Raw genomic sequence first — 26,206 nt, 5'->3', positions numbered from 1 at the left:
ACAAAGTTTAGTCAATAAATTCAATGGATGAACTCAATTCTATTTGTTGGGGTGATAGTTTCGCTTTGTAGCAGAGAACTTCCACTCCAGCTTCTTTTGCTTGCTTTAAAAGTTGTGAATAATTTGAGTCTATATGGTGGGCACAAGAGACTTTTTCAATGCCTGAATGCAAAACAGCGAAAAAAAGTACTGCTCGATGACCAGACTCGACCATCTCTATTAATTCCCGTAAGTGTTTTTGTCCGCGAGTGGTGACGGCATCTGGAAAGAACCCTTGTCCTATCCCTCGTTCGTTTTGCAATAAGGTCACGCTTTTGACTTCAATGTAGCAACGCCGCTCAGGGGCAGCGGGCAACCCTTCTAACAAGATATCAATGCGGCTATTTTCTTGGCCATATTTCACTTCAGTACGTAGTATCTCAAACCCAACCAACTCAGGGATTTTTTGTTGCTCAATGGCTTCGACAACCAATCCATTCGCTCTTGCAGTATTGATACAGATAGTATCGCCTTGTTGAGTTACTGATAATTCCCAGCTGTTGGGGTATTTCCTTTTAGGGTTATCGGATGTTGAATACCACACTTGATTACCCGGCTCCGCGCAACCTGTCATCGCACCAGTATTGGCACAATGTATGGTTTTGATGTCACCGTTCGGCAAGGTGACATCGGCAAGAAAGCGTTTATAGCGTTTGATTAAGGTGGCAGATTGCAAAGGGGGAGAAAAAATCATGATGGCCTTTATTTTGATGGCATTAAGCTTATTGGGTAGAATCGTCACCAACTCATCATGACATAAGGATTTACCCTTGTCACAGCTTCCTATCATTTCTGTTCTTGCTGACTTATTGTCGGCGTTAGGCACTCATTCACAAGTGATCTTGAAAGCGGCTCCAGGCGCTGGGAAATCGACCTACCTTCCTCAAGTGTTATTGCAATCAGACCGCGATGACATTGGGTTACAAGGTAAAATCATCATGATGGAGCCGCGTCGCTTAGCGGCCAGAAATATTGCTCATTATTTAGCAAGGCAATTGGGAGAAACCGTTGGTCAAACCGTCGGCTTTCGAGTGAAAGGTGAGTCGAAAGTAAGTCAGCAAACTCGGTTAGAAATTGTTACCGAAGGGGTGATGACGCGCATGCTCCAAAGTGATCCTGAACTTACTGGGGTAGGGTTGGTGATTTTTGATGAGTATCATGAGCGTAGTCTTCATGCCGATACCGCGTTGGCTTTTTGTTTGGAAGTACAACAAGCCTTGCGTGATGATTTGAAAATTTTAGTGATGTCGGCGACCTTGGATCATGAAGCGTTGAAAACGTTGCTGCCACAAGCTGCTTACATCGAATCGGATGGGCGCGGCTTCCCAATTGACTACCATTATGCGCCTTTAGCCGCCAATCAATATTTAGTGCCACGGTTAACTCAGTTGGTCCCGTTGTGGTTGGCAAAAGAATCAGGCTCGATGTTGGTGTTTTTACCCGGAGTGCGCGATATTCGTCAACTGGCTTCTAATCTTGAAGCGCTTGGTATGGCGGAGCAAGGAATTGATGTGTGTCCTTTGTATGGGCAATTAGAGGTGAAAGCGCAACAAAAAGCGATTGCTCCGAGCGTTCAAGGGCGACGCAAGGTGGTATTAGCGACCAATATTGCCGAAACCAGTTTAACCATTGAAGGTATTCGCATGGTGATGGATTCGGGGTTAGAGCGAGTAGCAAAATTTGAACCTAAAACCGGCATTACTCGACTGGAACAATCGATGATCGCTCAGTCTTCGGCTGAGCAACGTGCAGGGCGAGCAGGGCGACTGGAACCGGGAGTTTGCATTCGTTTGTATAGCCAAGAAGCGCTTAAGCAACAACCATTAGTGCCTCAAGCTGAAATTTTACATAGCGACTTAATTAGCTTGCAGATGGAATTGATGTTTTGGGGGGCGACTCAGGCTGATGAGTTGTCTTGGTTAGATCTGCCACCGCAATCGAACTTGCAACAAGCCAAAGGATTACTTCAACAGCTAGGGTTATTAAATTCTCACCATCAACTCACCTCCCACGGATTGCAAAGTCAATCGTTAGGTGTAGAGCCTCGTTTTGCCTCGATGTTATTGCGAGCAAAAGAGTTAGGTGAACGTTATTATCAGACTGCGTTAGCGACACTGGCGATGTTAGAAGAGCCGGACAAAAATAGCTTGGATATGAGTCATGATTGGCATCGCTGGAGTCAAGGCCACCATTATAAGTCTTCCGTGTTAACTCGTCGTTGCCAGCAAATCGGTCGATCTTGTGGTGTGCCATTTGATATGACATTGGTGGATAGTCAGCTAATTGGTAGTTGCGCCGCACTCGCGTTTCCTGATCGTATTGCTCAACATCGTTCTGGTGGACAGGGGCAGTTTTTACTGGCGAATGGTCACGGTGCGACAATGGATGAGCGCCATGTGTTGGCGAACTATTTCTTAAGTCATAAACATCCTGTCGACTATGACTTGATCGTCGCGATCGATATCATGCGTTCCACACATTCTATGTCTAGTCAGATCTTTCGTGCTGTGAGAGTCGAGAAGCAACAAATTGAACAGATATTTGCTGAGCAAATCGAAAGATTGGAGCATGTCCAATGGCAAGAATCGAGGGGGGGGATCCGTGCGGAAAAACAACGTCGTCTAGGGGCATTAGTTTTAGATAAGCAAGCCATTACGGATATCGCGCCGGCCCTAAAGCAAGCTGCAATGTTAGATTATATTCGTCGTAAAGGCTTATCTGTATTGCCGTGGAATGAGGTGAGTATTAACCTATTGAATCGTATCAGAAACGGTATCGAATGGATGCCAGAGCAAGATTGGCCTGTGATGAGCGATGACATTCTTTTAGCAAATCTCGAACAATGGCTTGCACCTTACATGGTAGATATAGAGAGTGTCGCCAAGATAAAGAACATTCCTTTGTATCAAGCGCTGTCATCCTATTTAGGCTGGCCGCTGAATCAAGAGATTGATCGTTGGTTGCCCACTCATTATCGTTTGCCGACGGGAACCAATAAAGCGATCCGCTATCAAGACGGTGCGGAGCCTATTTTATCGGTTCGTATGCAAGAAGTGTTCGGGGAATCGGACTCTCCATTAATTGCTCAAGGTCGTAAAAAGCTAGTGTTAGAATTACTTTCTCCAGCGCAACGACCGTTACAAATTACTCAAGATTTAGCTGGGTTTTGGCAAGGTTCGTATAAAGATGTGCAGAAAGAAATGAAAGGACGGTATCCTAAGCATGTTTGGCCAGATGATCCTGCTCACCATGTTGCAACGACTAAAACAAAACGACATTTTCCTAAATAATCTGATTTCAGGTTACGTATTACCAGGCGGAAAGACCGCCATCACGGATGTTGCATTACCATTAGGTATTGCAAAGAAAAAGGCAGAACATTGAACACACCAAAGAAGACAACGACGACTCGTCGTAAATCAACAGCAAAATCAACCACTAAGTCGCCTCGTAAAGCCGGACCTGCGAGAGGCCGTAAAACACCACCCAAGAAGAAATCATTACTGCAAAAATTGTGGAGTATTGGTTGGAAACTCGGGTTGGTCTTTTTTGCATTGATGGTCGCAGCGGGGTTTTATCTTAATGGTGTGGTGACCCAACGTTTTTCAGGCCAGCTATTTGAATTGCCAACCGTGGTGTATGCCAGAGTGATGAACCTGGAGCCTGGAAGCAATCAAACCATTACCAAGGTACGTCAGGAGCTCGATGTCCTAAATTATCGGAAAGTATCTAGTCCGATGCGTGAAGGAGAATACTCAGCCTCTTCAACAAAAATTGAGCTTTTCCGTCGTCCATTTACTTTTGAAAACGGTCCAGAGCCGGCGCGCCATGTGATGTTATATTTTGATAACAGTGGTTTGAAGCGTATTCAATCGTTGGACTCGAAAGCCGACCTTGGTTTTTTACGCATTGAGCCAAAAATGTTGGGAATGCTGGAAGCGCAAAAGCAAGAAACTCGTTTATTCTTAAAGCGTGAGCAATTCCCAGAAGCGATGGTTGAGGCGTTACTGTCGACCGAAGACCGTGATTTTTATCAACATGGTGGCGTGTCACCGCTGGCGATTGCTCGTGCTTTTGTCGTCAATTTACGCGCAGGCCGTGCGGTACAAGGCGGCAGTACCTTAACTCAGCAATTGGCGAAAAATTTATTCTTAAGCAGTGAAAAAACCTTATGGCGTAAGTTTAAAGAAGCCTATATCGCCGTGATCTTAGATTACCGATTTAGTAAAGATCGAATTTTAGAAGCCTACTTAAATGAGGTGTATTTAGGACAAAATGGTGGTGAAGCGATCCACGGTTTTGCTTTGGCGTCTCGATATTATTTTGGCCAACCATTGCAAGAGTTGCGTATTGATCAATTAGCCATGTTGGTGGGTATGGTCAAGGGGCCATCCTATTACAATCCAATTCGTCACCCTGAGCGAACCAAAGAACGTCGTGATTTAGTACTAGAGCTCATGATGACGCAAAATATCTTAACGGCTTCACAATATAGCCAAGCGGTGAGTCGAGAGCTGGATCTGCAGGAGAATCCTCATTTAGGTAAGCGTCAGCCGGCTTATTTTGAACAATTGCAGCGTGAACTCAAAGATAAAGTCGGTGATAAGTTTAAAGCCGATACAGGGCTACGTTTGTTTACGACACTCGATCCAGTCTCGCAAACGTATCTTGAGCAAGCGGTGAATAAAACACTTCCTCAACTCGAGCAACGTTCGGGGAAAGGTTTGCAAACGGCAGTGGTTGCGGTAGACCGTCAAACGGGTGAAATTCGCGCTATGATCGGTGGTCGAGACAGTGGCTTTGATGGGTTTAACCGTGCACTAAGCGCGAGTCGTCAGATTGGATCGTTAGCCAAACCTTCGGTGTACTTAACGGCGTTAGCACAACCAGAAAAGTACAATCTAGGTACTACCATTGATGATAAGCCGATTACGTTAACCAATAAGCAAGGTAAGAAATGGTCGCCAAAAAATTATGATCGTAAATTCCGTGGCGAAGTCCCTTTGTATCAAGCAATGGCGCACTCGTTAAACGTGCCAACGGTTAATCTTGGTATGAAGCTTGGTATTCCCGCGGTCATCGATACCTTGACTAAATTAGGGGTCGATAAACAAGAAATCCGTCCGGTTCCATCGATGTTTTTAGGGGCTTATTCGTTAACGCCGTATCAAGTGTCACAAATGTTCCAGACCATCACTAATTCAGGTAAAAGAGCACCGTTAACGGCATTAAGAACCGTGATGGATGTGGATGGTAATGTGTTATATGAGAGTATTCCTCGAGCTTCACAACAAGTGCCCCAACAAGCGGCGTGGTTAACGACTTATATTATGAAAAAGGTTGTCAGCGAAGGAACAAGCCGCTCATTGCAAGGGCAATACGGTTGGGCAATGTTAGCCGCGAAAACCGGTACCAGTAATGATAGTCGCGACAGTTGGTTTGTGGGGGTCGATGGCCGAGAAGTAGTCACTATTTGGACGGGGCGTGATGACAACAAACCAACCAAATTAACGGGGGCAAGTGGTTCACTGAGAACGTATGCAAATTACCTTGCTCAGCGAGCACCGGAACGTTTAACCTTGCCGTGGCCGAGCAAGATTGTGACAACTCATTTTGAGCAAACCCAAGCCGGTGGTTATCAGCCTGATTGTGGTGGGGATATTGAATTGCCGCAATGGGACATTAATGGTGATTTAAAAGATCAATGTAAAAACAACCCTTCTCGCTGGTTAAAATCGCTCTTTGATTTTTAATCACGGTATTTTCTATAAGTTGTGGTTAAATGTTGATATGCCCAAGTTACTTGGGCATATGAAGACCAGCGGTTCAATATTTATAAGGATGTTTTGTTGAAACTTGTTCGTTTTTTACTGGGGTTAGCGACGCTCCCACTCGCGTGTTTATCTGCTAGTGCTCAAGAAGTGATGCTTGATGGTTCTACTCGTCCTACGATTGCAGTCGTGCTTGCTGGTGGTGGTGCAAAAGGTGCCGCGCATATTGGTGTGTTGCAAGCGTTAGAAGAAATGCATATTCCGGTTGATATTGTGACGGGAACCAGCATGGGATCTTACGTTGGTGGTTTGTACGCTCTCGGTCTGAGCGCCCAAGAAATACAAGACACAATAAAGAGCATTGATTGGAACACGGGTTATAACGACCGAGTCAATCGTAGTGAACGTCGTGTTCGAGACAAAGAATATGACGACCGCTATCAATTACATACCGATCTTGGATTGCGCTGGCTTGAAGTCAAAGTCCCTAAAGGGGTGGTTCAAGGGCAGAATATGCTGCAAATCTTGCGCCAAAGTACTGGCAATTTACCTGCCTTCAAATCCTTTGATGATCTCCCGGTACATTATCGAGCGGTTGCTACTGATATTGTTAATCTTGAGCCTGTCGTTCTTAAAGATGGTGAGATTGTTGATGCCATGATGGCGAGCATGTCTGTACCAGGAGCACTTCCTCCTTACCCATACAAAGGAATGTTGTTGGTTGATGGTGGCGTTACTAATAATATGCCAGTTGACCTTGCTCGCTCCATGGGCGCAGATATTATTATTGCGGTCGATATCAGTACCGATTATAAAACCGAAGAGCAATTAAGTACGTTTTTGAGTGTGGGTGACCAGCTATCTAACTACTTAGTTCGTCGTAGCACTCAAGATCAAACTCTACTATTAACCCCTAATGATGTATTGCTCAAACCTGCGGTTGGTAAGATGAGCACCACCGACTTTTCACAAATGCCAGAAGCTTATGGACTTGGTTATGAAGCCGCTGAAGCACAAAAAAGTTTATTAAGTCAGCTCTCTATCAGTGCTGATAACTATTCTGCTTACCAAGCTCAAAAGCTCGCGAAACGTAGAATGGTGAAAAGTGGCGCCGAACTTGAAATTAAGCAAATCCATATTCAGAACAAAAGTCATTACAATGAGAAGCTTTTGCTTAACCGTTTAGATATTAAAAGTAGTGAGGAATATACCAGTGAAGAAATCGAGCAAAAGGTTCGTGATCTTTATGCGTTAGATCGTTTTGAGCGAGTTTCCTACGATTATCAAGATAATGGTGACGGTACCACTGACTTAAATATTCAAGTGAATGAAAAAGAATGGGGGCCAAATTACCTCGATTTTCGTTTCTTTATGGAGGACAACTTCAAAAACTCGAGCAAGTATTCTATTGGCTTAACCAGTAATTTTACCGACTTAGGGGATACCGGTGCAGAGTTGCGTTCTAACCTTGAAATCGGGACCGATAAATTATTTGGGCTTGAGTTATATGTCCCCTTGTCTTATGACCAAAATTACTTTTTATCCGTCTCCGGAATCTACAGTGATGAAAAGTCGAGTTTCTTTGTTCCTGAAGGGTTTGGGAGTTCGACAGGGAGCGAAGATAGTGCCGTACATTTATCGGATACCGATAACGCATTTCCCATTGATTACGTGAAATTAGTCGGTGACTTAGCGGTAGGGTATCAGCCAACGTTATGGCAAGAGTTGCGTTTTGGGATACGTTATACCGATGGCAATACCAGTTTAACGGGTTTACCGTTATTGGGTGAGACCAACTACACTCGCCAAGGCATTTACGCACGCTACCGGTTAGATACTCTGGATGATTTTAGTTTTCCTACGCAAGGTTACTACGCTGATGCGGAATACCTGTATTCGTTTGATCAGTATGATGATGCAGAAGATGATCAAGTGACTGAAGTCACCACAACCTTAATGGTGGCCAAAAGTTACCAAAAACACTCATTAGTTGGGCGTTTTGATTATGGCGTGGTTGATAGTGATAATTCCACTTTACCGATCGATCCTAAAGAGCTCGGTGGTTTTTTGAATTTATCGGGCATTCCTCGAGATAGCTTATTGGGACGAAATAAAGCCTATACCAGTTTAGTGTATCGTTATAAATGGTTTGATAATGACTTTGGCTTGTTTAAGTCACCCGTTTATCTCGGTGGTTCGCTCGAATATGGCGGTGTGTGGAATGATGCTGATAAAAAATGGGATACCGACTCAATGTATCTTGCCGGCTCGGTTTTCACCGGGGTTGATTCTCCAATCGGGCCAATTATTTTGTCTTATGGTCAGACTGAAGAAGGCTATCAATCGGTTTATTTAATCGTGGGTTCAACTTTCTAGAGAATGTTATGACCTCATTGAACGGACTAAATAGAATAAAATGCAGTGTTTGGCCAAGTTTTTCAGCAACTTTAGTTTCACTTTGCTAGCTTGGTCAAACTCGTTAGATTTTAATTTTTGGTTAAATTTGTTATTCTCCAACTAACATTTTGGCTCCGACCGTATTCGATTATTAAGAATCAGCCATAACACTAATTCATAATAAAACATGGGCAGGAAGCCAAATTTCCAAGGATGTTTACTCTTTATCATACATAAGAGGGTAGACCGCAAAGAGAGGAATGAGTCGTGCTTGAAGCCTACCGTAAACACGTCGAAGAGCGTGCCGCTGAAGGAATTGTCCCAAAACCTTTAGACGCAGAGCAGGTCGCTGCTTTGGTAGAACTACTGAAAAATCCACCTCAAGGTGAAGAAGAGTTTATTCTTGACCTGTTTGTTAATCGTATCCCACCTGGTGTTGATGAAGCGGCTTATGTTAAAGCTGGTTTTTTGACTGCTGTCGCGAAAGGCGAAGCTGAATCTCCATTAATTTCTCGCGAAAAAGCCGCTGAACTACTAGGCACAATGCAAGGTGGTTATAACATCGAGCCGCTAGTGAGCTTTTTAGATGATGAGCTACTTGCGCCGATTGCAGTAACAGCCCTTAAGCAAACATTATTGATGTTCGATGCTTTCCATGATGTGGAAGAAAAAGCGAAAGCAGGTAATGAATACGCTAAGGAAGTGATGCAGTCATGGGCGGATGCTGAATGGTTCCTGAATAAACCTAAACTTGAAGATAAAGTAACATTAACCGTCTTTAAGGTAACGGGTGAAACCAATACTGATGACCTGTCTCCAGCACCGGATGCATGGTCTCGTCCTGATATTCCACTTCATGCATTAGCGATGCTAAAAAATGAGCGTGAAGGTATTAACCCTGACGAACCGGGTAATATTGGTCCAATTAAACAAATTCAAGAATTAGAAGAAAAAGGTCACCCATTAGTTTACGTTGGTGATGTTGTGGGTACCGGTTCTTCTCGTAAATCAGCCACTAACTCCGTGCTTTGGTTTATGGGGCATGATATCCCATACGTACCGAATAAACGTGCTGGTGGTTTCTGCCTAGGCGGTAAAATTGCGCCAATCTTCTTTAACACTATGGAAGATGCGGGTGCACTGCCTATCGAACTTGATGTTTCTAAAATGAACATGGGTGATGTGATTGATATTTATCCTCACGAAGGAAAAGTATGTAAGCATGGCACCGATGAAGTCATTTCAACCTTTAAACTGAAAACCGACGTACTTTACGATGAAGTTCGAGCTGGTGGTCGTATTCCATTGATCATCGGTCGTGGTCTAACGGATCGCGCACGTACTTCTTTAGGCCTTGAGCCTTCAGATGTATTCCGTCGTCCAGTACCAGTAGCGGATTCTGATAAAGGCTTTACTCTGGCGCAGAAAATGGTGGGTAAAGCATGCGGTGTTGAAGGCGTTCGTCCTGGTACATACTGTGAGCCAAAAATGACCACAGTAGGCTCGCAAGATACCACTGGCCCAATGACTCGTGATGAGTTGAAAGATCTGGCTTGTCTAGGTTTCTCAACCGATCTTGTGATGCAGTCTTTCTGTCATACGTCTGCTTATCCAAAACCGGTTGATGTGAATACTCACCACACACTACCTGATTTTATTATGAACCGTGGTGGGGTATCACTTCGCCCAGGTGACGGTATCATTCACTCATGGTTAAACCGTATGCTACTACCTGATACGGTTGGTACTGGTGGTGATTCACATACACGTTTCCCACTTGGTATTTCATTCCCTGCAGGTTCTGGCTTGGTGGCGTTTGCTGCGGCAACGGGCGTGATGCCATTGGATATGCCTGAGTCAGTATTGGTGCGCTTTAAAGGCGAAATGAAGCCAGGTATTACCTTACGTGATTTAGTACATGCGATTCCTTACTACGGCATTCAACAAGGTTTACTGACGGTTGAAAAAGCCGGTAAGATCAATGAATTTTCTGGTCGCGTACTCGAGATTGAAGGTCTTGAGCACTTAACGGTTGAACAAGCATTTGAACTTTCTGATGCGTCAGCTGAACGTTCGGCTGCCGGTTGTACCGTTAAGTTGTCAGAAGAATCGATTGCTGAATACTTAAATTCAAATATCGTGATGCTGAAGTGGATGATCTCTGAAGGTTACGGTGATGTTCGTACGATTGAGCGCCGTATCAAAGCAATGGAAGAGTGGTTAGCGAAGCCTGAGTTAATGCGCGCTGATAAAGACGCTGAATATGCTCATGTGGTTGAAATTGATCTGGCTGAGATTGACCAACCTATTCTTTGTGCGCCAAACGATCCGGATGATGCCCGTTTACTTTCTGATGTACAAGGCACTGAAATTGATGAAGTATTCATTGGTTCTTGTATGACGAATATCGGTCACTTCCGTGCCGCCGGTAAGTTGCTGGAAAAACACAAAGGTGAACTTGATACTCGCCTATGGGTTGCGCCACCAACTAAGATGGATAAAGATCAGCTAACGGAAGAAGGTTACTACGGTATCTTTGGCCGTGCTGGGGTACGTATTGAAACGCCAGGGTGTTCATTATGTATGGGGAACCAAGCGCGAGTTGCCGAGAAATCAACGGTGATGTCGACTTCCACTCGTAACTTCCCGAACCGCTTGGGTAATGGTGCAAATGTATTCTTAGCGTCTGCTGAGTTATCCGCAGTCGGTGCAATTCTTGGTCGTATTCCGACTAAAGAAGAGTATTTAAGCTATGCTGAGCAAATTAATGCCACAGCAGCCGATACATACCGCTATCTGAACTTCCATAAGATGAAGCACTACACAGATAAAGCCGATACCGTGATTTTCCAAGGGCCAGCATAAGTTCTTGAGTTAATCTCGCCATGTTATAAAACCGCTGATGATGAGTCAGCGGTTTTTTTGTTTAGAAAGAAAAGAGATCTTGACTCCTTTTCCTCTATTTACAAAATTTACTCGTTACTCGTTACTCGTTACTCGTTACTCGTTACTCGTTACTCGTTACTCGCTATGTCGCAATTTTTATCGTTACCAAGTAAACTATTGATACCTTCCTAAACAATAAAAAGTGTTCCGTTATGGACTTTGAATTTAAGAAAAACACATTAGACGGCAGTTACCGTGTGGTGTTCTCCTCTGGACATGAAGCCATTGGTCATTGGTTGATTGAAGAAGTTGGCAGCGATATTGCCAAGTTAGATCATGTCTTGCTACAAGTTGGTGCACAAAGAAATATTAACCAAGAATGGCGGTTGTTAGGGCAAGATTGGAGCTTATTTTTGGAACAAAATGAGGTTCACATTTCATCTAACCTTTTGTTAAGTTTAGAAGATGAACAGTTTGATGATGATCTTTCTGCTTATGATGAAGAAAGTGAATCTTGGTGCGGCATTGAAGATTTTGAACAAGTTTTGCATTCTTGGCGTGCATTTATTCGTTAGCTTACCTTTTACTCTTCTCTTTATTTATATTCTTTTTATTCTGCTTCGTTCTTGTGAATTAAGCGCACTGTAATGGTGCGACTAATTTCCCTCCTAAATCCCCGCTTGCATTCAAGTCTATATATATCAATAGCTTAAAAAGTTGGCACGCAACTTGAAAGCAATGTAAATGTTAAAGGAATGCATCATGACGAGGGAATGCGATGAAATTAATTAGTGCAATAATCAAACCGTTTAAATTAGATGATGTCCGCGAAGCGCTAGCTGATGTGGGTATTGAAGGTATGACGGTATCGGAAGTAAAAGGTTTTGGACGTCAAAAAGGTCACACGGAGTTGTATCGTGGCGCTGAATACCAAGTTGATTTCCTACCTAAAGTGAAAGTGGAAATTGCCACGCAAAGTGACAATGTGGATCGTGTGATTGAAGCAATTATGAAAGCGGCGCAAACCGGAAAAATCGGTGATGGCAAAATTTTTGTATTTGACCTTCAACAAGCGGTTCGTATCCGTACTGGCGAAATGGACGATGAAGCACTTTAAGTAATAAAGGGACTGGAGAATTACAATATGGAAATGACAGAAATTAAATACGCGTTAGATACCTTTTTCTTACTGATATCTGGTGCACTAGTTATGTGGATGGCTGCGGGTTTTGCTATGTTAGAAGCGGGTTTAGTTCGCTCAAAAAATACCACAGAAATCTTAACCAAAAACTTCGTACTGTTCGGTATTGCTTGCACCATGTTCTTATTGGTCGGTTATAACATTATGTACGTAGGCAATGCCGAAGGTGGTGTATTCCCATCATTTGGTGGCTTAATTGGCACGCAAGCGGATGATGCATCACACTCTTTAGCGTCAGACTTCTTCTTCCAAGTTGTGTTTGTTGCAACGGCAATGTCGGTAGTTTCAGGTGCGGTTGCAGAGCGTATGAAGCTGTCTACTTTCTTGATCTTTAGCGTTGTGCTTACTGGCTTTATTTATCCAATTGAAGGTTACTGGACATGGGGCGGTGGTTTCTTATCAGCGGCTGGTTTCAGTGATTTTGCGGGCTCTGGTATTGTTCACTTAGCGGGTGCAGCAGCTGCGTTAGCCGGTGTCGTATTACTTGGTGCTCGTAAAGGTAAATATGGTAAAAATGGCGAAGTACATCCAATTCAAGGTTCAAACATGCCATTAGCAACGTTAGGTACCTTTATCCTTTGGTTTGGTTGGTTTGGTTTTAATGGTGGTTCTCAATTAGCATTATCTTCAGCAGCAGATGCAACAGCTATTGGCCAAGTATACTTAAACACTAACGCTGCAGCTGCAGCGGGTGCTGTCGCAGCTCTCATTACTGTGAAACTGATTTGGGGTAAAGCGGATCTCACTATGATCCTCAATGGTGCATTAGCCGGTTTAGTCGCGATTACTGCGGACCCAGCATCACCATCACCGATTATGTCGTTAGTGATTGGTGCCATTGCAGGTGTGTTGGTTATCTTTAGCATTTTATTCTTTGATAAGGTGAAGATTGATGATCCAGTTGGTGCCATTTCAGTACACGGTGTATGTGGTGTATTTGGCTTGTTGATGGTACCTATGAGTAACGCAGATGCGAGCTTTGGTGCACAAATCTACGGTGCTGTGGTTATCTTTGCTTGGGTATTCGTTGCAAGCCTTGTGGTATGGGGAATCTTAAAAGCAACGATGGGTATCCGTGTGACCGAAGAAGAAGAAATGGATGGTGTTGATATGCACGATTGTGGTGTTGCGGCTTATCCTGAATTTACCTCAACGAAATAATTATAGAACAGTTGATAGTCGTATTTTCGCTATCTGGTCATAATTTGTTACAAAGCCCTGCTCATTTGAGTGGGGTTTTTTGTTATTTGTGAGGTGGCAGTAGTTGAGTTAAAACCAAGTCGCCATATAATAAAGCGCATTGATAATTGTTATCATTTATATTCATATTAAGGATGAGTTTAATGAAAAAGCTATTACTTGCCTCTGTTGTGGCCGCGACCACTTTTGCACCGATGGCGATGTCTTCTGAAGAAGTCAATGTGTACTCGTATCGTCAACCATTTCTTGTTGAACCTATGTTGAAAGAGTTTACTCAAGAGACTGGGATTAAAGTGAATGTGAAGTTTGCTAAAGATGGACTAGCAGAAAAATTAGTACAAGAAGGCGAATACAGCCCTGCAGATGTAGTGCTGACGGTTGATATTAGCCGTTTAGCTGAGTTAAGTGATAAAGAGGTTGTTCAAGCGGTTAATAGTGATGTGATCAACGAGAATATCCCAGCACAATATCGAGATAAAGAAGGCGAATGGTTTGGCGTGACGACACGAGCGCGAGTGGTGTACTCATCAAAAGACCGTGTGGGTAAATTGCCTGCATCTTTTGATTATATGGATTTAGCGAAACCGGAGTATAAAGGCAAAATTTGTACTCGCCCAGGTAAGCACCCTTATAATGTTTCTTTAGTGTCAGCGATGATTGCTCATCACGGTGAAGTAGAAACGAAACAATGGTTAGAAGGTGTTAAGTCTAATCTTGCTCGTAAACCCCAAGGCAGCGATCGTGGTCAAGTTCAGGCGATTAAAGAAGGTTTATGCGATTACTCATTAGGTAATAGTTATTATTTCGGTAAAATGCTGAATGATAAAGATCAAAAAGCTTGGGCGGAAGCGGTATACATTAATTTCCCTGGTCAGGAAGCTTTTGGCACTCACGTAAATATCAGTGGCATGGCGATGGCAAAATATGCACCAAATAAAGAGAATGCACTCAAGCTTATGGAGTTTTTATCGGGTGATGTTGCACAGCAAATGTATGCGAAAGATAATTTTGAATCACCGGTAAAAGCGGGGGTTGAGCCTTCTGAATTAGTTGCTTCATGGGGCGAATATAAAGCGGATACGCTATCACTTGATGACATTGCCTCTCATCATGAAGCGGCCGTTAAGTTACTTGATGAAGTTAAGTTCGATTTATAATCCCCACTTTACTTATTAATTACTAGGGAGGCCTCGGCTTCCCTTTTTCCGTTTGAGTATGTAGTCGTCGTAATGAAAGAAAATAATTCATCATGGAAAGTTGCCAGTTGGAGTGTTGCTGCTTTGCTGGTGTTGCCGATCCTCGCGATCTTTTATACCGCTATCGGTGAGAGTGATGAGTTATTTCGTCACTTATTTTCGACGGTTCTACCTACCTATACATGGAATACATTTTTATTGGTAGTAGGAACGATGTTCCTTTCGTTGGTTTTTGGGTTGCCAAGTGCCTGGTTGATGGCAATGTGCCGACTTCCAGGGGAGAAAGTGTTGCAATGGGCTTTAGTTCTACCATTGGCGATGCCGGGGTATATCGTCGGCTACATTTATACCGATTGGTTTGACTTTGCTGGCCCCATTCAGATTTGGTTAAGAAATACTTTGGATTTGACGCCACAACAGTATTGGTTTCCAGATTTGCGTACTTTACCTGGCGCCATGACTATTCTCGCTTTAGTGCTATACCCTTACGTCTATCTTCTTGCTCGCTCCGCTTTTATGGAACAAAGTAGTTCGCTATTACAATCCGCGAGATTATTAAAATGTACACCTTGGCAAAGTTTTGTGAGAGTTTCTTTGCCTTTAGCTAGACCGGCAATTGCAGTAGGGCTTTCTTTGGTGGCGATGGAAACCTTGGGGGATTTCGGTACAGTGAGCTACTTTGCTGTCAGTACCTTAACTACGGCGGTGTACGATACTTGGCTTGGTTATTCAAACCTGACTGCCGCCGCGAAAATTTCAGCGATCATGTTGTTGGTCGTTGTCCTACTACTCAGTGCGGAGCGTTATAGTCGCCGTAAACAAAAGCACTTCCAAGCACAGTTTTCTAGTCATGAAGATAATCGTTATTGTTTGCGAGGCTGGAAAAAACTCTTTGCGCTGATATGGTGTTGGGGGCTGGTTCTGGCAGGTTTTGTTTTACCGATTATGCAATTAGTTAATTATGCTTGTCGTTATTTTGACCGTAGTTGGACGTTGGAATTTCATGAATATTCCCTCAATAGCCTAAAGGTTTCGTTTAGTGTAGCTGTGGTCTGCGTAGTGATTGCTTTATTAGTGAATTTCTATCAACGATTAATGGCTCAAGGAGATGATCGAACGATAACTTCAAGCAGTTTCCCTATGCGTTTATCTTCACTGGGTTATGCGGTTCCGGGGACGGTGTTAGCGATTGGGATTATGGTGGCGGTATTAACATTAGATCATAGCGTAAATGATCTTGCTAAACTGATGGAGTGGGGAAGACCAGGACTTATTTTTTCTGGCACTATGTTTGCTCTGATTTTTGCATTAACGGTTCGATTTGCTGCCGTGGCAATTGGGAGTGTAGAAAGTGGTCTAGCTAAAGTGTCTCCCAATTTAGATATGGCGGCTCGTACAATGGGGTGCAATACCACCCAAATGCTTAAACGTGTGCATATTCCTTTAGTGATGAGAGGGGCATTGATTGCAGGGTTATTGGTTTTTATTGAATCCATGAAAGAGTTGAATGCTTCGATTTTATTGAGGCCATTCAATTTCGAAACATTAGCGACTTATGTGTATAACTACGTCTCCGATCAGCAATTAGAGCTGGCTGCTTTACCTGCAATATTACTCGTCTTAGTTGGACTCATTCCTCTTATTTTAGTCAATCGTTCACTAGAAAAGGTACATTAAATGACAATATCTTCTCAACCTTTGGATGTCGCCACTACGGCTTTGACGATTGATAACTTAACGTGTCGTTATTCATCGAACTCTCCTTCTAATCAAGCTATTCCGGCAGTATTAGAAAAGCTTAACTTGAAAGTAAAGCAAGGTGAAATTGTCTGCTTATTAGGGGCGAGTGGGTGTGGTAAAACTACGCTATTGAAAGCGATAGCCGGCTTATTACCCTTATCATCAGGTGAGATGATTCTGAATGATAAAGTGATTGATGATGGTAAGTACTGGCTACCACCGGAAGAACGTAATATCGGGCTTATTTTTCAAGACTATGCCTTATTTCCTCATCTTACGGTGGCTGAAAATGTGGCGTTTGGTTTGACCGATAAAAGCCAATCGCAACAAAAGGCGATAATTGAAAATATGCTACAACTGGTTCATCTAACTGGTCTTGCAGAAAGATACCCTCATCAGCTTTCTGGTGGTCAGCAACAACGAGTGGCGATTGCTCGCTCCTTGGCATGTCAACCGGATTTATTATTGCTGGATGAGCCTTTTTCTAATATCGATACGCAAGTGCGTCATGAATTGATCCGCGATATTCGACGTATCTTCAAGAAGCAAGGCGTGACCGCAATATTTGTGACTCACTCGCGTGAAGAGGCTTTCGCTTTTGCGGATAAAATGGCGGTCATGAATAATGGGGTTATCGAGCAATTTGGGAGTGCTGCTCAATTGTATTATCAACCCTCGAGTAAGTTTGTCGCGAACTTCCTTGGTGGTGGCTGTTATTTGCCTGCTCAAAAGCTCGCGCCAAATCGATTTGATACTGTGCTTGGTGAAATGCAGATAGTGAGCACTGACTCCATAGCAGTAGGAAAAGCTTGTGAAATTTTATTAAGACCACAGCAGATTTTTCTTCAGCAAGATGATGATGGTGACATTCCTGTTCTTGAACAACAATTTATGGGGGATCACTGCCGTTATGTTGTGGATGTTCAGGGGGTCCATTTATTGGGCCAATCTCATCATTTACTGGAAGTCGGTCAAAAAGTTTCTGTTGATGTTGATTGCAATGGTGCCTTAATTTTTTAACTAGTTAAGGGGGATTTAAGCAGCGCTAACCGTTACTTTAGGCTGCTTATTTATTTTTTATTAAGGCGAGTGAAGCTTAGTTGTGTTAAATGTCGCTGAGTAATTGATTGAATTGTGCTAGCCATGCTGGATGGGCAGGCCAAGCTGGCGCGGTGACAAAGAGCCCGTCAGTAATAGCCTCGGTTACTTCAATTTCAGCATAACTGGCTCCGGCAAGCAGCACTTCTGGCGCGCAAGCGGGGTAAGCTGAAATTCGTTTTCCATCAATAACTTTTGCCGCCGCTAGTAGCTGTGCCCCATGACAAACCGCTGCAATCGGCTTGTTGGCTTGGGCAAAATGTTGAACTAAGGCGATCACTTTATCATTAAGCCTTAAATATTCAGGTGCTCGTCCACCTGGGATAAGCAAGGCGTCAAAATCCTCTCCGCGAGCATGCGAGAAATCATAGTTAAGAGCGAATAGGTGCCCCGGCTTTTCAGTGTAGGTTTGGTCCCCTTCAAAATCATGAATAGCGGTCTTTATGGTGTCGCCGGATTGCTTGTCTGGGCAAACCACTTTGACATCGTGCCCAAGCATTAACAGTGCTTGAAAAGGCACCATGAGTTCATAATCTTCTACAAAATCGCCAGCAATAATCAGTATTTTAGCCATACATTTGTCCTTTATGAGTGGTTCTTCATTTATTAAGTCTAGTGCGAGTTTTTATAGCTTGGATGAATTTATTGCGGCAAGGTTGAAGGTTGGCAATCAGGATGAAGTCACATAAACTGGGACTAAATATAAGGAGACGCCAATGGAACTAACGGAATTTTTGCATCAAGTGACGACAGAGCCATTATCGGTTGAATTTGAGCAAACCATCGCCGCTATCGATGCTAGCTATACTTTTACACCAACCGATTTTATTAATGGACAAGTGCATAATAAGGCAGGAGAAAATAATGGGTCTTGTAAGATCTTTGCGTTTGCCCAAATGCATAATCTAACGCAAGCACAAACCTTAGCTTGTTTCGGTAAATTTTATCGTCAGGATGTATTAGAGCATCCAGAAAATGATGATCATCAGAATATACGTAACTTTATTCAATATGGTTGGGATGGAATTAAGTTCTCCTCTCCGGCGCTGAATTAATTCAACAATTAGCAAAAAGACAGCTCAAAATAAAGCCGCGTAAGGAATGATTCTTACGCGGCTTTTTATCTAGCTTTGGGGATTACAGTGTGCTACCCAACGCATCTGGCGGAAGTGGAGTTTTATTGACTCTGTGTAAGCCCATTACAGCCAGTAATGACATGGCAAGCATCAATGCACCAAGTGGAAGTTGATTTTGTGCTGGCATCATTGCAGCCAGTAATGTTGCCATACCGGCGCCAAAGTTTTGAATACCGCCTAATAATGCACCTGCCGTTCCTGCGTGTTGCGGGAAAGGTGAAATCGCACCGGTCGTCGCTGCTGGAAATAGTACGCCAGCCCCTAAGAAATAGATGGTTGCGCCACCGACTAAACTTACCGCGTTCGTATAGCCAAATACACCAGGAATAAAGATCACCAAAGAACCAATCGCAATGGCGACCAACCCGAAGTTAAGCGCTCGTTTCTCTGAGTGACGCGTTGCAATCCAGCTCGACATTGCCGCGCCTAGCAAGTAACCAGGGATAGGCACAATAAATAACAAGCTAACCGTGGTGGCTGGCAGTTTTAGCTTACCGCCGAGCAGTACACCCGCCGCGGCTTCAAATAATGCCACACCGGCAAACGTCGCCACTAAGCATAATAAGTAGCCCTGAAACTGACGATTGCCCATCACATAGCGGTAACTGGTCGTGACAGAATCATAACGACGCGCTTCTTTAGGTAGCGTTTCTGTCATGTGAGTGAACATGATAATGGTGACGCCAATACTAAATAGCGCGAGAAATAAGTAGCTGCTACGCCAATTAAACACTTCCGTTAAGTAGCCACCTAATAATGGAGCCATTAATGGTGAAAACATAAGGCACATGCTGATCAAGCTATTCACTTTATGTAGCTCTGGACCGGAAAAGCAATCGCGACTTAATGTTCGAGCCATGGCACCGCCACAACCAATGCCCATACCTTGGATAAAACTGGCCACTAAGAATAAATGAAAGTTATGAGAAAATAACGCCAAAATAGAGCCGGCAACGTAGATGATTAAACCAGCTAAAATAATTGGTCGACGGCCTAAGCGATCCGATAATGGCCCATAGATAAATTGTGATAAGCCATAAGGGATCAAATAACACGCCATGACCGCTTGCATCGACGCTGCAGAGACATGAAATTCATGTGCCATGTAACCCATTGATGGTACATACATGGTTTGCGTCATTTGGCCCACTGCCGCCAAGATAGCGATTAAGAAGGTTAGTTTAAGTAAACTAAAAGGCGCAGACATGCATCTTCTCCACGATAAATTTAAGTAAGGAAAATGGGCGAATAATTGACCCTGAATTTGGCGTGGATATTAGAACTTAATGGTCTCTTCAGCAATAAGAATGTGAGTAAATTCACAAGAAGAAAATCAATGTGATGGATTAGTTTTTTTAATGGTAGCCAAGGCTAGGTCGCCTCGCTTACTAATCTCTCATAAGTGCTTTGGGCTTTTCATCTTTTTCGAGTGACGAGCAGCGCAGCGCCCGAAAGTCGAGAAACGAAAAAAAGAGATCGCAGCTTTCACCACGATCTCTTCCAAATCTAGGGACTAGGAACTCGTACCTAGTAACCGAATACCTATAACGCCAAAAACGCTTTCATTTGAGCGACGACACTTTCCGCGGTTTCTTTATCTTCCATTTCTGAGAAAATACGCAGTAAAGGCTCTGTTCCTGAGAAGCGGGTAATCACCCAACCACCGTTTTTGAAGTACACTTTTGCGCCATCTTCATAGCTGACTTTTTCAACTTCATATTCAAATTCAGGTAGTTGTTTTTCAACATAGATTTTGTTGTACAGCACTTCTTTTTGTGCTGGTTTAAAAGTGCAGTCTCCTTCTGCGGTATAGGCATAACCATAACGAGCGTAGATTTCATCAAGCATTTCTGACAACTTTTTGCCGGTGACACTGATGAGTTCTACCAGCAGGCTAGAGGCAAATACGCCATCTTTACCTTTGATATGACCACGAATGGTTAAACCACCTGAACTTTCACCGCCAATCAATGAATCATCGGCTTCCATTTGGCTGCTGATGTGCTTAAATCCGACAGGCACTTCAAAGCTTTTTTCACCGTGATCGGCCGCGATCTTATCCAATAGATGAGTGGTAGCAATATTGCGCACCACAGAGCCTTTCCAACCTTTGTATTCGAGCAAGTAGTAGTACAGCAACATCAATACTTCGTTGGGGTGAATGAAGTTACCTTTTTCATCAATAATACCTAAACGATCAGCATCGCCATCAGTACCAATGCCGATGTCGTAACCTTCGGCAGCGACTAGGTGTTTTAGGCGGTAGAGTGTCGCGGCACTCGGTGAGGGCATTAAGCCACCAAAAGATGGGTTTTCACCATCGTTGATCACGTCAACATCACAACGGCCATTGATCAATACGGTTTGTAGGGCGTTTTTTGCGACGCCAAACATAGGATCGATCAGTACGCGTAAGTTGGCTTTTTTGATTGCTTCAATATCAATGAAGTTGATCACTGAGTCGACAAAGTCATTCATTGGGTTGATGATTACTACTTGGCCGGATGACAATGCGTCTTCAAAGTCGATACGCTGAACATCGTTATCTTGCAATTCTGCAATTTGCGCTTCGATCTTTTGGGTGATCACTTCATCGGCATCCCGCCCACCTTCGATAAACACCTTGATGCCGTTGTAATCGGCTGGGTTATGCGAAGCGGTAATACAAGCAGAATAAGTGCACCCCATTTTGTTGCTTTGAAACATGACAATAGGTGTTGGGACAAAGCGATTAATAAAGCTAACCGTTATCCCATTTGCGGCCAATACTTCGGCAAACCAAACGGCTGCTTTATCAGATAAAAAACGGCGGTCATAGCCAATCACGAAGCCATTATTGAGCACGTTTTCCTTTTGCATGATATTGGCAACAGCCTGAGCAACCAGTCGCACGTTGGCCTGGGTGAACTCTTCACCAATAAAGGCGCGCCAACCGCCGGTTCCAAATTTGATCATATTGATATCCTTTTAAAAGAGCCGAAAAAACGAATGCTCGTTACTTGTGACTCGAAATTGTTGCTTTGAAATTCGGAATATTTTTAAGCTTTCTTCGAGACCCGAGACCCGAGACCCGAGACCCGAGACCCGAGACCCGAGACCCGAGACCCGAGACCCGAGACCCGAGACCTAGGGACTTTTACCCCATCACCACTACAACATCATTAACACTACCTGCTGCTTGAGCTGGAATCGCGCCTTCAATGGTTGCGCCATTGAGCGTGATGGATTTGACGCCTTTACTGACGCCTGATGGATTTTCCACTTTGATATTAAAAGTGGCATCGCGCCATTGACGTGTGACTTCAAAGCCTGGCCAGTTAGTTGGAATACAAGGATCAATATTTAAACCATCAAAGCCTAGACGTACGCCAAGGATAAAGTTGGTCACTGCGAAATAAGCCCAACCCGAAGTACCGGTTAACCATGGATGGTTGGCACGTCCGTGATCTTGATGATCGCGACCCATGATAAATTGCACGTAGGAGTAAGGTTCCGCGATGCGTTTTTCAATCATGTCATTTTGGTTGTATGGGTTAAGCGCATCGTAGAATTTCATGGCTTTATCACCACGGCCCAGTTTCGCTTCGGCTACCCATGCCCAAGGGTTTGGATGCGAGAAGATCGCGCCGTTTTCTTTTACCCCTTGATAAACGCGAGTGACAAAACCAATGTCATCGTTTGGTGTAGAGAAGGACGGTGAATTTAAGTGCAAGCCGTATGGTGAATACAGGTGTTCATCGACTGAGTCCATGGCACGTTCGCCACGCTCTTGTGAAACGGCGCCAGATAATACCGCTAAAGTATTTGATTCTAGGTGGATCTTACCTTCAGTTTGCTGCGCAGTACCGATCTTGTCGCCATCTTTGGTTAGGCCGCGGATATACCAACCGCCTTCGTCATCCCATAAGTGAGTTTCGCAAGCCTGGCGTACGCCTTCCGCCATGGTGGTGTATTTGTTGACATCTTCCATTTTGCCAAGGTATTTGGCGAGATCGATAAATTCTTGTAGCGCCCAGTAGTGTAAGAAAGACACCATTGATGATTCACCACCACCTAGATTTAAACAATCGTTCCAGTCAGCGCGTAGCCCTTTACAAATACCGGTATTACCCACGTATTCAGCGGAGAAATCGAGCGCCGCTTTCATGTGATCATATACAGAAGCATTTCCGCCATCGGCGTAAGGAATTTGCTCATCAAAGAAGGATTCTTCACCGGTCTCCATCACATATTTACAGATGGTAGGAACAAGCCATAAGTGATCGTCTGAACAGGTGTCTTCAATGCCGTGGATCTTATCTTCATCACTTGGCGTCGGAACGACGGTTGGTGATTTTGATGGTTTGACGTCGGCTTTTTCAGGATCAAACCAGTCAGGATCAAATAAGTGCAGACCGTAACCAGCTTTCACTTGGCCGCGTAGTAGATCGACTAAGCGTTTACGAGTCATTGCAGGATTAGAGTGAGGCACTGAAATCGCATCTTGCGCAGTATCACGGTAACCAAGACCGGTTCGACCGCCAACTTCAATGAAAGAAGCAAAGCGTGACCACACCACACAAGTTTCGGCTTGGTAGAGTGTCCAAGCATTGATCATGGTATCAAGACCTTGGTTTGGTGACTTCACTTGAAATTTGCTGCAACGTTCATCCCAATGGGCTTTAATACCTGCGAATGCAGCATCCACGTTGGCTAAGTCTTGGTATTTAGTACGCAGTTTGTCGCCATTGCCTTTACCAATGCCAAGAATGAAAGCAAAACGTACTTCTTTACCCGGTTGGATCACAAATTGTTTATGCAGCGAACCACAATGGTTATAACAAGTTTGTGCCGAATTCGAGCATCGGCCTTGCTCCACGGCAATTGGGTTGGCTTCGTCACGGTATAAACCTAGGAAGCTATCACGTTGACCATCATAAGAGTCAGGATCAAACGTTGACGCTAAGTAGTAGAAGCCTTCAAAGTCATTGGTGTTGTAATAAAGATCGTATTCGATCACGCCTTCATGATAAGTGGTACCTGCGGAATACAACGACATTTGATGGTTCTGATTATCTGATTGGATATGGCTAAATGAGAACTCAACAAAAGAAAACGCACTGATGGTACGTGGTTTGTCAGAGGTGTTTTTGATCACCACATCCCATACCTCCGCATCTTCTCCTTTAGGAACGAACAGGGTTTTGGTCGCGCTGATGCCGTTGTATTCACATTTAAATTTAGAATACGACAAACCGTGGCGAACTTCGTAGCTCGCTTCATCTAAGCTTTTTGCCACGGGTTGCCATGAAATAGACCAGTAATCGCCAGTTTCATCATCACGTAAATACACGTAGTGTCCAGGGCGATCAAAGCTGGCATTTGGGCGGAATTTAGTCACTCGGTTATATTCTGGAGAGTTGTAGAACGAGTAGCCACCTGCATTATGAGAAATCACGGTACAGAATTTCTCTGTGCCTAGGTAATTAGTCCATGGCGCCGGTACGTCAGGGCGTGTGATGACATATTCACGATTGTCGTTATCGAAAAAGCCGTATTTCATGATGTAATCCTTACTTAAAAATAAACCGTGGGAATGAGTTTTAACTTGTGTTTACCAAGGGTGAAATTGAATGCCTTGGTAAGTCATCGTGGGTAAATGCCCATTGAGACGTGCTAAAAAGTCTTCCCAGTTGCGGTGTTTCTTGTTTGTCCAACACGCTTCTGATAGAGCAAGAAGGCGAGGGAAAAGCATGTGATCAATGCGTTCTTGGCTATCAATAATTTCGCACCATAGGCCGCATTGAATTCCAAAGATGTGTTGTCGACGAGGATCGTCCTCGGCAAGTTCCGAAAAAGGTTCGTATTGGTAAGCTTTCTCAAGAGGAAGAACGCCGGCCCAGTTAACGCCTTTCTCTTCACAATGATAATCTTGTACAATATCAAGGTAGGTAAATTGAGCAGGTTGCAAGATCACATCGAAGCCTTTAGTGACGCATTCCACCCCGGCTTTTTCGCTTTGCCATGAGCAGACAATGGTCTCTTTGCTGACTTTATTACCATGCTGTACTTCTTCCCAACCAATCATGCGTTTGCCTAACTGCTGTAGTTTGTCTTCAACGTAGCGTAATAAATGTCCTTGTAATTCTTTGGCATCTTGGTAGTTGTGTTGCTGCATTAATGCTTGGCATTTCGGGCTACGAGTCCATACACCTTCGGGTACTTCATCCGCACCAATATGTACGAAAGGAGCGGGGAATAACTGCACCACTTCTTCTAATACGAGATCAAGGAAAGTGTAAGTCCCTTCTAATGCCGGAGATAAGACGTTGTCTGTGTAATATTGAATGCTGCGATACTCGGATTGATCTTCTGGATCAATCAAAAGTTCTGGTAAGGATTGAATGGCAGCACGGCAGTGGCCAGGAATATCGATTTCAGGGATCACTATAATATTGCGCTCACCGGCGTATTGAATGATGTCTTTAATTTCTTCTTGAGTATAAAAACCACCATGTTTTCCGGATAAGTTGGAATACTGTGGTTCAAGAGATGTTTCCAGACCTCGCCATGCGCCGATTTTGGTGAGTTGTGGGAGGGCTTTTATTTCAATACGCCAGCCTTCATCGTCGGTTAAGTGCCAGTGAAAAACATTAAACTTCAATTGTGCTAACTGGTTGATCAAGCGTTTGACCGTATCGACATTATGGAAGTGACGAGCGCAATCAAGCATCATGCCACGATGAGAGAATCGAGGTTTATCTTCAATTAATACACAAGGTAGTGTGCGCTGGCCATTGTGAACTTGGTGGCTTATCCATTGCCATAAAGAGGCGCAAGCGTACATAAAACCACTTGAAGAGTTAGCTTCCAAAATGATTTGTTGAGGCTGTATTTCTAGCTTGTAAGCCCCGTCAGACAAATTGGGGGTGATGACAAAACACAGGTTGCCTTGGGTGCTCATTTTTATTGTCGATTTTAAGATTTGGCTGAGTTCGCCAGCTAACCAATTGAGCGCGCTTTTCGCTTGGTTGGTGTGCGACTGAAAAATTAAAGGCTGAGTTAAATCAAAGCTTCCGTCAGTTGGGGTTAAGCTTTGTGGTTTGGGAATAATACCTTGTAAATTCGTCGATACTTCAGGTATGAAAGCGCGTTGTTTACTTGCCGATTTGAGTGTTACCGGCGTGATAATTACGGCTAATGGTTCGATTTTTCCTTCGATGTTGGTTTGGATACAAGCATCATCAAATCCATCATCTAAAAGTTGGAAAGGGGAAGTGTGGCAGCCAAATTCGACATAGTAGTGGGCATTGGCCGTTAAACTTTGATTGTCATGAGGCGTGAAGCGGCAGAAGCTTCCCGTTTGAATAATATTGCCTTGAGTTAAGCTTGCCGGTTGAATGTAACGGCGGAAGCTGACATTCAATGCCCAATCGTGCAAATCGTTATCGCTGAGATTGTGTAAGGTTAAACCAAAGCGAGTGTAATTTTCTTGTTCTTCAAGAACAGCAAGGTCAATTCGATAATCCATTTTCTCACCTTTGAGGCGTGTTGCGTTGTCAG

17 protein-coding genes are annotated in these 26,206 nt (G+C 43.8%); 11 read left to right on the top strand and 6 right to left on the bottom strand.

Annotation, left to right across the window (positions count from 1 at the left end):
- Positions 1-7: 7 nt before the first annotated feature.
- Complete coding sequence (gene sfsA / locus VRUMOI_RS10440) at positions 8-733, bottom strand: DNA/RNA nuclease SfsA (protein WP_089138486.1); 726 nt, start codon at positions 731-733, stop codon at positions 8-10.
- 76 nt (positions 734-809) lie between these two features.
- Here sfsA and hrpB point away from each other — a divergent pair, with 76 nt between their 5' ends.
- From hrpB to VRUMOI_RS10390, 10 genes are all read left to right on the top strand, one after another.
- Positions 810-3,329 (top strand): ATP-dependent helicase HrpB, encoded by a 2,520-nt coding sequence (gene hrpB, locus VRUMOI_RS10435; RefSeq protein WP_089138465.1) that lies wholly within the window; start codon positions 810-812, stop codon positions 3,327-3,329.
- Between the two features lie 90 nt (positions 3,330-3,419).
- Complete coding sequence (gene mrcB / locus VRUMOI_RS10430; RefSeq protein ID WP_089138466.1) at positions 3,420-5,792, top strand: penicillin-binding protein 1B; 2,373 nt, start codon at positions 3,420-3,422, stop codon at positions 5,790-5,792.
- Between the two features lie 117 nt (positions 5,793-5,909).
- A complete protein-coding gene (locus VRUMOI_RS10425; RefSeq protein ID WP_408646271.1) occupies positions 5,910-8,186 on the top strand; it encodes a patatin-like phospholipase family protein in 2,277 nt (758 codons plus the stop codon).
- Positions 8,187-8,474: 288 nt separating this feature from the next.
- Positions 8,475-11,072 carry a bifunctional aconitate hydratase 2/2-methylisocitrate dehydratase gene (acnB, locus tag VRUMOI_RS10420; protein ID WP_089138467.1) on the top strand — a complete coding sequence of 866 codons (2,598 nt, stop codon included), beginning with the start codon at positions 8,475-8,477 and terminating at the stop codon, positions 11,070-11,072.
- Between the two features lie 233 nt (positions 11,073-11,305).
- Complete coding sequence (locus tag VRUMOI_RS10415; protein WP_089138468.1) at positions 11,306-11,668, top strand: YacL family protein; 363 nt, start codon at positions 11,306-11,308, stop codon at positions 11,666-11,668.
- Positions 11,669-11,871: 203 nt separating this feature from the next.
- A complete protein-coding gene (gene glnK / locus VRUMOI_RS10410; protein WP_027696300.1) occupies positions 11,872-12,210 on the top strand; it encodes a P-II family nitrogen regulator in 339 nt (112 codons plus the stop codon).
- Between the two features lie 27 nt (positions 12,211-12,237).
- A complete protein-coding gene (locus tag VRUMOI_RS10405) occupies positions 12,238-13,455 on the top strand; it encodes an ammonium transporter (RefSeq protein WP_089138469.1) in 1,218 nt (405 codons plus the stop codon).
- Between the two features lie 182 nt (positions 13,456-13,637).
- Positions 13,638-14,651, top strand: a complete 1,014-nt coding sequence (locus tag VRUMOI_RS10400; RefSeq protein WP_089138470.1) for a Fe(3+) ABC transporter substrate-binding protein — start codon at positions 13,638-13,640, stop codon at positions 14,649-14,651.
- Between the two features lie 72 nt (positions 14,652-14,723).
- On the top strand, positions 14,724-16,367 hold the full coding sequence (locus tag VRUMOI_RS10395; protein ID WP_089138471.1) for an ABC transporter permease: 1,644 nt from the start codon (positions 14,724-14,726) through the stop codon (positions 16,365-16,367).
- Positions 16,368-17,450 (top strand): ABC transporter ATP-binding protein, encoded by a 1,083-nt coding sequence (locus VRUMOI_RS10390; RefSeq protein WP_089138472.1) that lies wholly within the window; start codon positions 16,368-16,370, stop codon positions 17,448-17,450.
- A gap of 85 nt (positions 17,451-17,535) precedes the next feature.
- On the opposite strand, the gene VRUMOI_RS10385 is transcribed toward VRUMOI_RS10390, so the two are convergent.
- Complete coding sequence (locus VRUMOI_RS10385) at positions 17,536-18,102, bottom strand: DJ-1/PfpI family protein (protein ID WP_089138473.1); 567 nt, start codon at positions 18,100-18,102, stop codon at positions 17,536-17,538.
- Between the two features lie 142 nt (positions 18,103-18,244).
- Between VRUMOI_RS10385 and VRUMOI_RS10380 the strand changes: the two genes are divergently transcribed.
- A complete protein-coding gene (locus VRUMOI_RS10380) occupies positions 18,245-18,583 on the top strand; it encodes a HopJ type III effector protein (protein WP_089138474.1) in 339 nt (112 codons plus the stop codon).
- Positions 18,584-18,665: 82 nt separating this feature from the next.
- Here the strand turns inward: VRUMOI_RS10380 and emrD are convergent, their stop codons facing one another.
- The 4 genes from emrD to VRUMOI_RS10360 form a co-directional block, all read right to left on the bottom strand.
- Positions 18,666-19,871: a multidrug efflux MFS transporter EmrD gene (gene emrD, locus VRUMOI_RS10375; RefSeq protein ID WP_089138475.1), complete on the bottom strand. Its 1,206-nt coding sequence runs from the start codon at positions 19,869-19,871 to the stop codon at positions 18,666-18,668.
- A 335-nt stretch (positions 19,872-20,206) separates the two neighbouring features.
- Positions 20,207-21,619: a phosphoglucomutase/phosphomannomutase family protein gene (locus tag VRUMOI_RS10370; RefSeq protein ID WP_089138476.1), complete on the bottom strand. Its 1,413-nt coding sequence runs from the start codon at positions 21,617-21,619 to the stop codon at positions 20,207-20,209.
- A gap of 181 nt (positions 21,620-21,800) precedes the next feature.
- On the bottom strand, positions 21,801-24,206 hold the full coding sequence (locus tag VRUMOI_RS10365; RefSeq protein ID WP_089138477.1) for a GH36-type glycosyl hydrolase domain-containing protein: 2,406 nt from the start codon (positions 24,204-24,206) through the stop codon (positions 21,801-21,803).
- Between the two features lie 51 nt (positions 24,207-24,257).
- Entirely contained in the window at positions 24,258-26,174 is a 1,917-nt protein-coding gene (locus VRUMOI_RS10360; RefSeq protein ID WP_089138488.1) for a beta-N-acetylhexosaminidase, read from the bottom strand.
- Between the last annotated feature and the right edge of the window lie 32 nt (positions 26,175-26,206).

This window comes from Vibrio rumoiensis, from assembly GCF_002218045.2.
In the GTDB taxonomy this organism is placed as follows: domain Bacteria; phylum Pseudomonadota; class Gammaproteobacteria; order Enterobacterales; family Vibrionaceae; genus Vibrio; species Vibrio rumoiensis.
Note: the sequence above shows the minus strand (reverse complement) of the source record. Positions and strands in the feature narration are given on the sequence as shown.